This is a genomic window from Streptomyces sp. NBC_00647, from assembly GCF_045207245.1.
GTDB lineage: Bacteria > Actinomycetota > Actinomycetes > Streptomycetales > Streptomycetaceae > Streptomyces.
In genome coordinates this window covers 5,213,852-5,227,291 of record NZ_CP109040.1, presented here as the reverse complement: position 1 = coordinate 5,227,291, position 13,440 = coordinate 5,213,852, and the positions used below count along the sequence as shown (strand labels likewise).

9 protein-coding genes are annotated in these 13,440 nt (G+C 72.8%); 8 read left to right on the top strand and 1 reads right to left on the bottom strand.

Translation table 11 applies throughout. The features are described from left to right. The first annotated feature begins 285 nt into the window (after window positions 1–285). From OG788_RS22950 to OG788_RS22915, 8 genes are all read left to right on the top strand, one after another. Window positions 286–597 carry a hypothetical protein gene (locus tag OG788_RS22950; RefSeq protein WP_406373121.1) on the top strand — a complete coding sequence of 104 codons (312 nt, stop codon included), beginning with the start codon at window positions 286–288 and terminating at the stop codon, window positions 595–597. A gap of 381 nt (window positions 598–978) precedes the next feature. Next, window positions 979–2,175 (top strand): acyl-CoA dehydrogenase family protein, encoded by a 1,197-nt coding sequence (locus tag OG788_RS22945; RefSeq protein WP_406373120.1) that lies wholly within the window; start codon window positions 979–981, stop codon window positions 2,173–2,175. Between the two features lie 62 nt (window positions 2,176–2,237). Beyond that, the gene (locus OG788_RS22940; RefSeq protein ID WP_406373118.1) at window positions 2,238–3,500 is read left to right on the top strand and encodes a bifunctional MaoC family dehydratase N-terminal/OB-fold nucleic acid binding domain-containing protein; all 1,263 of its coding nucleotides are present in this window, start codon (window positions 2,238–2,240) and stop codon (window positions 3,498–3,500) included. A gap of 1 nt (window position 3,501) precedes the next feature. Then, complete coding sequence (locus tag OG788_RS22935; RefSeq protein WP_406373117.1) at window positions 3,502–4,779, top strand: acyl-CoA dehydrogenase family protein; 1,278 nt, start codon at window positions 3,502–3,504, stop codon at window positions 4,777–4,779. Further along, window positions 4,776–5,252 (top strand): MaoC family dehydratase, encoded by a 477-nt coding sequence (locus tag OG788_RS22930; RefSeq protein ID WP_406373115.1) that lies wholly within the window; start codon window positions 4,776–4,778, stop codon window positions 5,250–5,252. Before OG788_RS22935 ends, OG788_RS22930 begins: the two co-directional genes overlap by 4 nt. Next, complete coding sequence (locus OG788_RS22925; protein ID WP_406373113.1) at window positions 5,249–6,415, top strand: lipid-transfer protein; 1,167 nt, start codon at window positions 5,249–5,251, stop codon at window positions 6,413–6,415. The genes OG788_RS22930 and OG788_RS22925 overlap by 4 nt, the downstream gene beginning before the upstream one ends. A 233-nt stretch (window positions 6,416–6,648) precedes the next feature. Next, complete coding sequence (locus OG788_RS22920; protein ID WP_406373112.1) at window positions 6,649–7,242, top strand: SigE family RNA polymerase sigma factor; 594 nt, start codon at window positions 6,649–6,651, stop codon at window positions 7,240–7,242. Window positions 7,243–7,354: 112 nt separating this feature from the next. Then, window positions 7,355–8,998 (top strand): long-chain fatty acid--CoA ligase, encoded by a 1,644-nt coding sequence (locus tag OG788_RS22915; RefSeq protein ID WP_406376819.1) that lies wholly within the window; start codon window positions 7,355–7,357, stop codon window positions 8,996–8,998. A gap of 132 nt (window positions 8,999–9,130) precedes the next feature. On the opposite strand, the gene OG788_RS22910 is transcribed toward OG788_RS22915, so the two are convergent. Continuing rightward, a complete protein-coding gene (locus tag OG788_RS22910) occupies window positions 9,131–13,375 on the bottom strand; it encodes a PAS domain-containing protein (RefSeq protein WP_406373110.1) in 4,245 nt (1,414 codons plus the stop codon). Window positions 13,376–13,440: the final 65 nt, after the last annotated feature.

The window sequence follows — 13,440 nt, the reverse complement described above, 5'->3', positions numbered from 1 at the left end:
AAAATGTGCCGTAACGCTTCCGCTGTTGCGGCATCTGGGGTTGAGCGGTCGGCAGTGGTCTGAGCAGGGGTTTTGTGGGCGTGAAGGTGGTTTATCGACATGTCCTCACGCTTGAGGGGGAATCGTGGCTTGCGGGGTGGTTCGCCGGTGATCCGGTGGGCAACCCTGGACTCGCGACGTCGTGATCAACGCCGGGGTGGTCGGCCAACTGCCTTGGAACTAGCCGTATTTCCCGTACATCCCGGCTCACCGCTGGTGCGTACAACCGGTTCTGGAGGAATTCACATGGCAAGCATCCGTACCGCTCGTGTCCTCGCCGCCGTCGCGGCCCTGCCCCTGGCCGCCGCCCTCTGCTCGGGCGTCGCGACGGCGGACAACGGCGCCTTCGCGGACAACGGATCGAACGCGGGAGTGGCGACCGTCGGCGGCAGCGGGGTCGGGCGCGACAACAACGGCAATTCCTCGACCACTCAACAGCAGGCGGTCGGCTCAGGAGCCTCGAATCAGAGCAATACCGCCCAGGTGAACGGTTCCGCGTTCACGGCCGTCAACCAGTCCAACGACACAGTCCGCGTCAACTTCGTCAACCTCTGGTGAGTCGGGGGCCGATGCGCCGCCATCGGCCCTGGGTCTCCTGCGTGGGGTAGTGCTCTGTGGGGTTTCACAGCGTCTGCGCGACGGTGCTCCGGTGCCGTCGCGCAGACGTGTTCGGGACGTCGCGCAGGGCCGGGCAGGGCGTCGCGACGGCCCGCTCGCGGGTGTCGTACGGGGTGGATCCGAGGTGCCGTGCAGGGGCTGCCGCGAGAAGGAAGTGCCGGGAGCGGGGGCGTCGGAGGGGCGGCTCGGCCAGGTGGGTCGCGGGCGGGTCGAGGGCGGCCCGGGGCCTGTCCGTGACCTTGACTGTGACCTTGACAGTCGACGGTATCTGACGGACAGTCAGAAAACCTTGTTCGTACGAGGTCCGGGAGGGCCGCCGCCGTGCACCTCGCCCCCACCGAGCGCCAGCAGCGGCTGCGCGCCGAGCTCCGCACGTACTTCCGGGACCTGATGCCGGACGGGCCACCGCCCTCCGACGATCGCGTACGCCAGCGGGCGCTGCTGCGCCGGATCGGCGCCGACGGCCTGCTCGGGCTCGGCTGGCCGGTCGCGTACGGGGGGCAGGGGCGCGGAGCGGACGAGCAGTTCGTCTTCTTCGACGAGGCCTACCGGGCCGGTGCGCCCGTCTCGATGGTCACGCTGAACACCGTCGGGCCGACCCTCATGAAATTCGGCAGCGCGGAGCAGAAGGACTTCTTTCTGCCGCGCATCCTGAGCGGGGACCTCGTCTTCGCCATCGGGTACTCGGAGCCGTCCGCCGGCACGGACCTCGCCTCCTTGCGGACGCGTGCCGTGCGGGAGTCCGGGGGGAGCGCGGGACCGGTCGGCGCCGAGGGCGGGCACTGGCGGATCGACGGGCAGAAGATCTTCACGTCCAACGCCCAGAACGCCGACTGGATCTGGCTCGCCTGCCGGACCGACCCGGACGCGCCGAAGCACCAGGGCATCTCGATCCTGCTCGTGCCCACGGACGCTTCCGGCTTCTCGTGGACACCGATCGAGACGGTGGGCGGCCAGACCACCTCGGCGACCTACTACGACGGGATCCGTGTCCCGGCCGGGAACCTGGTCGGTGAGGAGAACGGCGGCTGGGGGCTCATCACCAACCAGCTCAACCACGAGCGGGTGGCCCTCGCCGCGATCGGCATGCAGGCCGAGGACTTCTACGCGGCCGCGCTGGAGGCGGCCCGTACACCTGATCCGGTGACTGGGCGGCGCAAGGTTGACGAGCCGTGGGTGCGTTTCCAGCTGGCCGAAGTGCATGCCCGACTGGCGGCATCGCGCCTGCTCAACTGGCGTTTGGTGGGGGATGTGGGAGCCGGTGGACCGGCGCCGGGGGACGCGAGCGGCGTGAAGGTCATGGGAACCGAATCCGCGGTCGCGGTGTACCGGATGTGTCAGCACATCGTGGGAGCGGACGCACTGGTCCGCTCCGGTTCGCCGGGGGCCTTCGGGACCGGCGAGCTGGAGCGGATGAACAGGGCGGCGCAGATCAACACGTTCGGGGGCGGGGTGAGCGAGGTGCAGCGGGAGATCGTCGCGACCATGCGGCTCGGTATGAAGAGGGGGCGGCGGTGAGCGGCCGTGGAGCGGGCGGTGAGGGGGCTGCCGTGCATGGCGGTGCGGTGCATGGCGGTGCCGTGCCCGGTGGGGACGACCTGTCGGAGCGCTTGAAGGGGTACGAGGGGCGCGCGGCCACCGTCGGGGGTGTCGGCAAGGACGCGGTCAACGCTCCGATGATCCGGCACTGGTGCGAGGCGATGGGGGACACCAACCCGGCGTACGACGGGCCGGACGCCGTGGCCCCGCCCACCATGCTCCAGGCGTGGACCATGGGCGGCCTCGGCGGGCACACCGGCCGCTCCGGGGCGTACGACGAGTTGCTCCGCCTGCTCGACGGCGCGGGGTACACCTCGGTGGTCGCCACCGACTGCGAGCAGGAGTATCTGCGCCCGCTGCGCCCCGGGGACCGGATCACCTTCGACGCGGTGATCGAATCCGTCTCCGGGCGCAAGACGACGAAGCTGGGCACGGGGTTCTTCATCACGACGCGGATGGACATCCGGGCGGGGGGCGAACTCGCCGGGACCCACAGGTTCCGCATCCTCAAGTACGTTCCGGCGCACCGGAATGCGAAGGGCCGGGCGGGGGCGGGGGACTCGTCGAGCACCGTGGGGCCGAACGCCGTGGGGTCGAGCACCCCTAAGCCGAGCACCGCGGGGTTGAAGGCCGCTGGGTCGAGCGCCGCCGAGGCGAATGGTGCGGGGGCGAAGAGCGGGGAGGCGAAGCGCCGGCGCCCGCGCCCGGTGGTCAACCGGGACAACGCCGGGTTCTGGGAGGGCGTCGAGCGGCACCGGCTGCTGATCCAGCGCTGCACGGCGTGCGGAACGCTGAGATTCCCGTGGCTGCCGGGGTGTGGCGCGTGCGGCAGCCCGGACTGGGACACCGTCGAGTCGTGCGGCGAGGGGACCGTCTATTCGTACGTCGTCATGCACCACCCGCCGTTCCCGGCCTTCGACCCGCCCTACGCCGTCGGCCTGATCGAACTCGCCGAGGGCGTGCGGATCGTGAGCAATGTGGTGGGTGTACCGCACGACCAGGTGCGGATCGGTCTGCCGGTTCGACTCGGATTCCAGCGGTACGACGAGGAGTTGGAGCTGCCGGTCTTCCGGGCGGTGGACGGTTCCGGCGGCGAGAGCGACCCCGGCGCCTCGGCCGCACGCGAGCCCGTGGGGATCGGTGCCTCGGCGGCACACGAACTTGTCAGCTCCGGCGGCTCGGCAGCGCGCGAACTCCCAGGTCCCGGCCGCTCCGCAGCGCGCGAACCCGTCGGTTCCGGCCGCTCGGCCTCCTCGGGCCTCTCCGTCGGCCCGGACGCCGGGCGCTCGGGTGAGGGGAGCTGACATGGACTTCACGCCCACCGAGGAACAGGCGGCCGCCCGGGACCTGGCCGCGCGGATCTTCGGCGATCTCGCCACCCACGAGCGGCTCACCGTGGCCGGGACGGGCAGCGATGCCGGACTGTGGAAGGAGCTGTGCGCCGCCGGGCTCGTGGCGGCCGTCGAGGACACCGGGCTGCTCGGTCTCGTCCTGCTGCTGGAGGAGCAGGGGCGCACCACGGCGCAGGTGCCCTTCGCGGCGAGCTGTGTGTACGGGCTGCTCGCGGTGGCGGCGCACGGTTCGCCCGAACAGCGTGAGCGGCTGCTGCCGGGGATCGCCGACGGGACGCTGGTAGTGGCCGGTGCGATCACCGGATCGTTGCCGCGGCCGACATCGGTGCCGACATCGGGGCCGGGGCAAGGGCCGGAGGCGGTCTCCGCTGTTCGGGCCGAGGCCCGAAACGAGGCCCGGGCCGCTCCGGATCTCTGGGGGGCGGATACGGAGATCACCGTGTCCGGTCCCGAGATCGCCGCGTCCGGTCCGGAGGCTGTCGCGTCCGGTTCGGAGGCTGCTGCGTCTTGTCCTGGGGGCGCGGGGTCCGGTTCTGGGGTCGCCGGGTCCCCTCCTGTGCGGGAGTGGGAGACGGGGAGGCTGACCGGGGTCGTTCCCGCGGTGCCCTGGCTGCGCGACGCCACCCATGTGCTCGTCGCCGACGACCGCCGCCGGCTCTGGCTGGTGCGCACCGCGGAGGCTGCGGCGAGCGAGCCGGTCGAGCTGACGGCGCCCTGGTCGGCCGGGCGTCTGACGCTGGACGGGACGCCGGGCGAGGCGCTGGGCGGCGAGGGGGCGTTCGACGACCTGCTGGCCACCGCCCGTACCGCCTTCGCCGGACTCCAGGCCGGGGTGTGCGCGGGGTCGCTGGCCCGGGCCGTGGAGTACACGAACGCGCGCGAGCAGTTCGGGCGCCCGCTCGCCGCCAAGCAGGGCGTCCAACTGCGTGCCGCCGACGCGCACATGGACACCGAGGCGATACGGGTGACGGCGTACGAGGCGGCATGGCGGCGCGACGAGGGGCTGCCGTACGCGACGCACGCGCTGACGGCCGCCTGGTGGGCGTCCGAGGCGGGGCAGCGGGTGGTGCACTCGGGCCAGCACCTGCACGGCGGGGCGGGGGCCGACATCGAGCACCCCGTGCACCGGCACTTCCTGTGGGGCCGGCAGCTGGACGCCTATCTGGGGTGTGGGGGCGAAGTGCTGCAGGAGTTGGGGGAGTTGATCGCGAACGGGGAGGTGGGGACATGAGGGTGGGCGATGCGTTGCCGCCGCTGGAGATCGAGATCACCCGCACGCTGATCGTGGCCGGGGCGATTGCCTCACGGGACTACCAGGACGTGCACCACGACGCGGACCTGGCCAGGGAGAAGGGCTCGCCGGACATCTTCATGAACATCCTGACGACCAACGGCCTGGTCGGACGGTACGTGACCGATCACTTCGGCCCGGACGCCGTGCTGCGCAAAGTGGCGATACGGCTGGGAGCTCCCAACCACCCCGGAGACACCATGGTGTTGACCGGTTCGGTCGAGGAGGTCGACGGCGGCACGGTCACGGTGAGGATCCTCGGCGCCAACGGCCTCGGACGGCACGTCATGGGCACCGTGACGTTGACGGTCCCGGCCACGGAGGCGGCGCCCGGCCCTGCTCCCGCAGCCGCAGCCGCAGCCCCTCCCGCTCCCCCAGCCCCCGCCGTCTCGGCCGAGGGCGGTGTCGCATGAGCGTGCGGAAGAGGGACGGACTCGGCGGGCGGGCGGCGGTCGTCGGGATCGGGGCCACCGAGTTCTCCAAGGACTCGGGGCGCAGTGAGCTGCGGCTGGCGGTGGAGGCGGTGCGGTCCGCGCTCGACGACGCGGGGCTGACGCCGGCGGACGTGGACGGGATGGTGACGTTCACGATGGACACCAGCCCGGAGATCACCGTCGCGCAGGCGGCCGGGATGGGGGAGCTGTCCTTCTTCTCGCGGATCCACTACGGCGGCGGGGCGGCCTGCGCGACGGTCCAGCAGGCGGCGCTCGCGGTGGCCACCGGGGTGGCCGAAGTCGTGCTCTGCTACCGGGCGTTCAACGAACGGTCGGGCCGCAGATTCGGCTCGGGCGTGCAGCGGCGGGAGCCGTCGGCGGAGGGTGCGGCGCTGGGCTGGGCCCTGCCGTTCGGGCTGCTCACCCCGGCCTCCTGGGTGGCGATGGCGGCCCAGAGGTATCTGCACACCTACGGGCTGACACCCGAGGCGTTCGGTCATGTCGCGGTGGTGGACCGGAAGTACGCGGCGACGAACCCGGCCGCGTACTTCCACGGCAGACCGATCACCCTCGCGGAGCACGCGGCCTCGCGGTGGATCGTGGAGCCGCTGCGGCTGCTGGACTGCTGCCAGGAGACCGACGGCGGCCAGGCCCTGGTGGTCACCTCCGTCGAGCGGGCCCGCGATCTGCCGCACTCCCCGGCGGTGATCACGGCCGCCGCCCAGGGCGCGGGCCGGGCGCAGGAGCAGATGACCAGCTTCTACCGGGACGATCTGACGGGACTTCCGGAGATGGGCGTGGTGGCCCGGCAGCTGTGGCGGACGGCGGGGATGAGCCCGGCGGAGATCGACGTGGGGATTCTGTACGACCACTTCACACCGTTCGTGCTGATGCAGCTGGAGGAGTTCGGGTTCTGCAAGCCGGGGGAGGCCGCGGACTTCGTCGCCGAGGAGCGACTGCCGCTGAACACGCACGGAGGGCAGCTCGGGGAGGCGTATCTGCACGGGATGAACGGCATAGCGGAGGCCGTACGGCAGCTGCGGGGCACGTCCGTGAACCAGATACCGGGCGCCGGGCGCGTCCTGGTGACGGCGGGCACCGGGGTTCCCACCTCGGGGCTGATCCTCGGGGCCGACGGGTGAGACCGCCGTGCCGACCCCCGTCATGTGCGGGTCGACACCCCGTCACGCCTGGGGGACACCGCTCCCGAGTACTCCCCCGGTGGTCGTCTCTCAGGGGGGAACCCTCAGGGGGCGGGCCCGGCTCGTCCACCTTCAGGAGGTGAGGACAACCCCACTCCTACAACCTGAGGCGGACATGGCTTCGGGACCTGCGGCCGATCCGCCGGAGGAGGGGGCGAACCTAGCGTGGAGCCATGACCACACTCGTCTGCACGAGCGCCTCGGATGTCGCCACACGGGCGACGCAGACCCGTCCGTACGCGTCGTTCTCGTCGTACATGAAGGCCCGCCAGTCGGCGCTGCTGCGCACCGCCCGGTCGCTCACCGCGAACCCGAGCGACGCGGAGGACCTGCTGCAGACGGCGTTGGCGAAGACGTATGTCGCCTGGGACCGGATCGAGGACCACCGGGCGCTGGACGGCTATGTGCGGCGGGCGCTGCTGAACACACGGACGTCGCAGTGGCGCAAGCGCAAGGTCGACGAGTTCGCCTGCGACGAACTGCCGGAGCCGGAGGGGCTGCCCACCGCGGACCCCGCCGAACAGCAGGCGCTGCACGACGCGATGTGGCGGGCGATCACCAAGCTGCCGGCGCGGCAGCGGGCGATGGTGGTGCTGCGCTACTACGAGGATCTGAGCGAGGCACAGACGGCGGAGGTGCTCGGGGTCTCCGTCGGCACGGTCAAGTCGGCGGTGTCCCGTGCGCTGGGCAAGCTGCGTGAGGACCCTGAGCTGATTCCCGTCCGTCAGGAAGCGCCCCGTCCGGTCGCCGAGCAGGCCCTTCGCTGATCGATCATTCCTGCCCCTAGTGACATACCGCGCGGTATGTGCGCAGAATCAGCGCAACCCATTACTACCGCGTAGGCAATGTCGCCCCCGGGAGGACGCCGTGCTGAGCACGATGCAGGACGTACCGCTGACTGTGACCCGCATTCTCGTGCACGGGGCGCTGGTGCACGGAGGTTCGCAGATCACGACCTGGACGGGAGAGGGCGAGCCGCACCGCCGGAGCTTCCGCGAGGCCGGGGAGCGCGCGAACCAGCTCGCCCACGCTCTGCGCGGCGACCTCGGCGTGACGGGCGACGAGCGGGTCGCCACCCTCATGTGGAACAACGCCGAGCATGTCGAGGCGTACTACGCGATCCCCTCCATGGGTGCGGTGCTGCACACGCTGAACCTCCGCCTCCCGGCCGAGCAGCTCGTCTTCATCGTCAACCACGCCGCCGACCGCGTGGTCATCGTCAACGGCTCGCTGCTTCCGCTGCTCGCGCCGCTCCTCCCCCATCTCCCGACGGTGGAGCACGTGGTCGTCTCGGGTCCCGGCGACCGTTCGCTGCTCGACGGGGCGAGCGTGCGGGTGCACGAGTACGAGGAGCTCATCGCCGGGAAGCCGACGGTCTACGACTGGCCGGAGATCGACGAGCGGCAGGCCGCGGCCATGTGTTACACCTCCGGGACCACCGGGGACCCCAAGGGCGTCGTGTACTCCCACCGTTCGATCTACCTGCACTCCATGCAGGTGAACATGGCCCAGTCGATGGGGCTCACCGACCAGGACACCACCCTCGTCGTGGTCCCGCAGTTCCACGTCAACGCCTGGGGCCTGCCGCACGCGACCTTCATGTCGGGCATCAACATGCTGATGCCCGACCGCTTCCTCCAGCCCGCGCCGCTCGCCGAGATGATCGAGAGCGAGCGCCCGACGCACGCCGCCGCCGTCCCGACCATCTGGCAGGGCCTGCTCGCCGAGCTGACCGCCAAGCCCCGTGACGTCTCCTCCCTCACCCAGGTGACGATCGGCGGATCGGCCTGCCCGCCCTCGCTCATGGCCGCCTTCGACGATCTGGGCATGCACGTCTGCCACGCCTGGGGCATGACCGAGACCTCCCCGCTCGGCACCATCGCCCGCCCGCCGGCCCACGCCGTGGGCACGGACGAGGAGTTCGCGTACCGCCTCACCCAGGGCCGTTTCCCGGCGGGCGTCGAGGCCCGCCTCACCGGCCCCGGCGGCGAACGGCTCCCGTGGGACGGCGAGTCCGCCGGCGAGCTCGAGGTCCGCGGCCCCTGGATCGCCGGTGCCTACTACGGCGGCGACGGCGCGGAACCGCTGCGCCCCGCCGACAAGTTCAGCGAGGACGGCTGGCTCAAGACCGGCGACGTCGGCACGATCAGCCCCGACGGCTTCCTGACCCTCACCGACCGCGCCAAGGACGTCATCAAGTCGGGCGGCGAGTGGATCTCCTCGGTCGACCTGGAGAACGCCCTCATGTCCCACCCGGAGGTGACCGAGGCCGCGGTCGTGGCCGTCCCCGACGAGAAGTGGGGCGAGCGGCCGCTGGCCACCGTCGTCCTGAAGGAGGGCTCCACCGCCGACTTCGAGTCGCTGCGCGCCTTCCTCGCCGAGGAGGGCAAGATCGCCAAGTGGCAGCTCCCCGAGCGCTGGACGATCATCGAGGCCGTTCCGAAGACGAGCGTCGGCAAGTTCGACAAGAAGGTGCTCCGCAGGAAGTACGCGGAGGGCACCCTGGACGTGACCCAGCTCTGAAATGCCAGGGGCCGGCCACGGCCGGCCCCGAAGACCCTCACACGTACGCCGGGCGGGCGCCCCACGGCCCACGCCCGGCGTACGCGCGGTTCATGGCCGTAGCGGCGGTCCGTCCGTGCCCGGACGGGCCCGCTAGTTGGTGCCGATGCGGGCCAGCAGGTCGACGATCCGGTCCTGGACCTCGTCGCTCGTCGAGCGCTCCGCGAGGAACAGCACGGACTCCCCCGCGGCCAGCCGCGGCAGTTCGGCCGGGTCGACGGCGGCGGTGTAGACGACGAGCGGCGTGCGGTTCAACTGCCCGTTCGCCCGCAGCCAGTCGACGATTCCGGCACGCCGGCGCCGTACCTGCAGCAGGTCCATCACCACGAGGTTCGGCCGCATCTGCGAGGCCAGGGTGACGGCGTCCTCGTCCGTGGAGGCACGCGCGACCTGCATCCCGCGCCGCTCCAGCGTCGCCGTGAGCGCCAGTGCGATCTCCGCGTGCTCCTCGATGAGCAGCACCCGCGGCGGGTGCTGCTCGGAGTCGCGGGGCGCGAGCGCCTTCAGGAGTACGGCGGGGTCGGCGCCGTACGCCGCCTCGCGCGACGCCTGTCCGAGCCCCGCCGTCACCAGGACGGGCACCTCCGCGGCGACAGCGGCCTGGCGCAGCGACTGCAAGGCCGTGCGGGTGATCGGGCCGGTCAGCGGGTCGACGAACAGCGCGGCCGGGAACGCGGCGATCTGCGCGTCGACCTCCTCGCGCGAGTTCACGATGACGGGCCGGTAGCCGCGGTCGCTCAGCGCCTGCTGGGTGGTGACGTCCGGCGCGGGCCACACGAGCAGCCGCCGCGGGTTGTCCAGCGGCTCCGGGGGCAACTCGTCGTCCACGGGCCGCGGCTGCGGCTGGTCGGCGACCTCGACGGCACCGCCGGGACCGTCGAGCGGCTCGGGGCCCTCGGCGGCGTTCTCGTCCGGTGCTCCTATGGCGTACGACCGTCCGGCGCCCTCGGTGGCTCCGGGGAGCCGGGGGCCGGGACCCGCTTGGCCGCCCTGGGGGAGCGAGCGCGCGGCCGTCTCCGGTTGTTCGACGACGGGCTCGGGCGGAGTGCCGAGCTTGCGGCGGCGGCCCCCGCCGTTCGTCTGGTGAGGGGGAGGCGTCGGGGCCTGGACACCGCCGCCCGGCTGGGCCGCCGCGACCTGGCGGGCGAACGGAACGCCCTGGCCGAGCGTCCTCACGCTTATGGCACGGCCCTGCGTCGTAGAGGAGTCGGCCGGAGCGGACGCGGGCTTCGCCTCGGCGGGCAGCGGCTGGGCGACCCGCTGCGCCGGGCGCTCCGGGGGCAGTGGGGCGGGGACCGGCTGGGCCGGGGCCGCCGCGTTCGCCGCCGGAAGCGCGGGCTGCGCGGCGCCGGGCGGCACCGGGCCGCCGGAGGCCGGGGCGCCCGTGCCCGGGGCGTTGTCGGCGCCGGGAGCGCTGTTCGCGTCGGGCCACGGCTGGGGAGCCGGAGCGGGCGCGGCACCGGCCCGCGCGGCGACGGCGGGCTGCGCGGGGGGAACCGGCTGACCGGTGGTGACCCCGCCCGGTACGCCCTGAGCGGGAAGGCTCTGAGCGGGAAGCCCCTGTGCCGGAACGGTCTGGCCGAGTGCCGGGACCGGCTGCCCGGGAAGGGCCTGCGCCGGGAGCGCCTGGGCGGGTGTCCCGGCCGACTGCTCCGGGACCGCGAGCTGACGGGCTCGCCGACGGCCCGTCGGGGCCGACACGGGGTGCGGCTGCGGCGGGGTGTGATCGTCGTCGGGGCTGTGCGGCATCGCGTCATGGCGGCTGTCGTCGGCCTGACCGTGACCGGACGCGCCCGGGCCGCCGGACTGCTGAGCCGACGCGACCTGAGCCTGCGCCGCCTGAGCGGCCTGTGCCTGAGCCGCCTGCGCCTGCGCTGCCTGTGCCTGAGCGGCCTGCACCTGGGCTGCCTGCGCCTGGGCCTCGGCCTGGACGTACTCCGGCGAGCGGTCCGCCTCCGCCGGGGGCAGGGCGAACACCGTACGGGAGCCCGTCTCCTGCGCCGCGGCGGCACGCTCGGCCGCCGCGGCGAGCGCACGGCGGCGCCGCCCGGTCGGCTGCCCCGCGTCCGCGGCGGCACTGTCGTCCTCGGCGCCGTCCGGCGCGGTCTCTCCCGCGGCCGGAGCGGCCAGCGCACCGGGGGCGGCCGGCAACGCCGCGGGCAGTGCGTGCTGTTCGCCGTCCCGGCGCGCGCGTCGTCCGGAGGGCACCGGCACGCCCTGCGGAGGCACCGTCCCGCCGAGTCCGGTTCCCACGGCCGCGGTCCCGGCCCCGTGCTCGCCCGCCATCACGACCGCGCCCTCGGAGACGCCGTCGGGCATGCCCGGTGCCGCGGCGTCGCCCGCGCCCTCGACGGGGCTCGGGCGGCCACGACGCCGCCCGGTACCGCCGGAGCCGTCACCGGGGCCCTCGGCCGCCGGCCCCTGCGCGGGAACCGCCGGCTCGCCGGCCGCCTGCTCCTCGGCGGCACGTCGTCGACGGCGCCCGGTGGGAGCGGCCACACCGGCTCCGGCGGGCTCGAGAGCCTTCGGGCCGGACTCCCCCGCCGACTCGCTCTCCAGGAAGGCGTCCACGGAGGACCGCCGGGCCCGCCGCCTGCCACCGCTCTGCTGCGAGGCCTGCTCGGGAAGGGCGACCTCGGTGGAGACCGCCGGTCCGGTGGCGGGCGGAACGGCTCCGGCCCCGTCCCCGATGGGCACCTCGAGGACGAACGCGCTGCCGCTCATCCCCGGCACCTCGTGCGTCTGGAGCACACCGCCGTGCGCGCGCACGATCCCGCGCACGATCGGCTCGTGCACCGGGTCTCCCCCGGCGTACGGCCCGCGCACCTCGATACGGACGACCTCGCCGCGCTGTGCCGCCGCCACGACGACCGTGTTGTCCATGTAACCGCCCGCCGACACCGGCGCATTGCCGGTCGCGTCGACTCCCGCGACGTCCGCGATCAGGTGGGCGAGGGCGCCCGCGAGACGCTGCGGATCGACCTCGGCCTCGATCGGCGGCGCGTGCACGGCGAACTGCACACGTCCGGGCCCGATCAGGTCGACGGCCCCGTCGACACCGGCCGCGACGACGGCGTCGAGCATCACGTTCGTACGGACGATCGTCTCGGCCCCGGAGTCCAGCCGCTGGTAGCCGAGGACGTTGTCGACGAGCGTCGTGATGCGTGAGTAGCCGGCCGCGAGGTGGTGGAGCACCTGGTTGGCCTCCGGCCACAGCTGCCCCGCGTCGTCGGCGGCGAGCTTGGAGAGTTCGCCGCGCAGCTGGTCGAGCGGCCCGCGCAGGGACTGGCCGAGGACGGCGAGCAGCTGCTCGTGCCGGGCGGTCAGCGCCTCGTACCGGTCCTTCTCACGCTCACCGAGAGCGGCGTACCGCTCGTCGCCGGCGGCGAGTTCCTCGTCGTGCCCCTCGTTCAGCTCGGAGAGTTCGGCGGCGTGCCGCTCGCGCAGCTCCTTGAGTTCGGCGGTGTGCTCCTCGCCGATCCGTTCCAGTTCCTCGGCGTGCCGGGTGGCCGCGGCGTCCTTCTCCTCGACCAGGGTGTCGTACGGCCGCCGGTCGGTGAAGGTCATGACGGCGCCGACGAGCTGGTCCCCGTCCCGCACCGGAGAGGTCGTCAGATCGACCGGCACCTTGTCCCCGGACTTCGACCACAGCACCTGCCCGCGGACCCGGTGCTTGCGCCCGGAACGCAGGGTGTCGGCGAGCGGCGACTCCTCATAGGGGAAGTCCTCGCCGTCCGCCCGCGAGTGCAGGATCAGGGCGTGCAGGTCCTTGCCGCCGAGGTCGCTGGCCCGGTAGCCGAGGATCTGGGCGGCGGCGGGATTGACGAGAACGACCCGTCCCTCCGTGTCCGTCCCGACCACGCCCTCGGCCGCCGCGCGCAGGATCATCTCGGTCTGGCGTTGCGAACGTGCGAGCTCGGCCTCGGTGTCGACGGTGCCCGAAAGGTCGCGTACGACGAGCATGAGCAGCTCGTCAGGGGTGGGGCCGTAGTTGTCGTAGGCCTGCTGGCCGTTCTCCAGATTCGCACTGGTGACCTCGACCGGGAACTCCGTGCCGTCGGTCCGCCGCGCGATCATCCGGGTCGGCTTGGTGCGCCCGCGCTCGTCGGTGGTGTCGGGCCGTCGCATGGATCCGGGGATCAGCCGCGAGTCGAACTCGGGCAGCAGATCGAGCAGCCCGCGCCCCACCAGAGCCGTGCCCGGGGTCTCGAAGGCCTCCAGGGCGATGCTGTTGGCGTTGACCACGGTCCCATTGGCGTTGACCAGGACCAGCGCATCGGGCAGCGCGTCCAGTATGGCTGCGAGGCGAGCAGCGCCTCGGGATGGCCTGCTGCTCACGAGACGCTTCCTCCCTGTTACCGCACCTTGCCGACCGCGGATGCCATCTTGCCAACCGGCCCGCA

Excerpts from the sequence above, each read along its gene's own strand:
- OG788_RS22950 (WP_406373121.1), top strand. The coding sequence starts at position 286 with ATGGCAAGCATCCGTACCGCTCGTGTCCTCGCCGCCGTCGCGGCCCTG.
- OG788_RS22935 (WP_406373117.1), top strand. The coding sequence starts at position 3,502 with ATGGACTTCACGCCCACCGAGGAACAGGCGGCCGCCCGGGACCTGGCC.
- OG788_RS22930 (WP_406373115.1), top strand. The coding sequence starts at position 4,776 with ATGAGGGTGGGCGATGCGTTGCCGCCGCTGGAGATCGAGATCACCCGC.
- OG788_RS22925 (WP_406373113.1), top strand. The coding sequence starts at position 5,249 with ATGAGCGTGCGGAAGAGGGACGGACTCGGCGGGCGGGCGGCGGTCGTC.
- OG788_RS22920 (WP_406373112.1), top strand. The coding sequence starts at position 6,649 with ATGACCACACTCGTCTGCACGAGCGCCTCGGATGTCGCCACACGGGCG.
- OG788_RS22915 (WP_406376819.1), top strand. The coding sequence starts at position 7,355 with ATGCAGGACGTACCGCTGACTGTGACCCGCATTCTCGTGCACGGGGCG.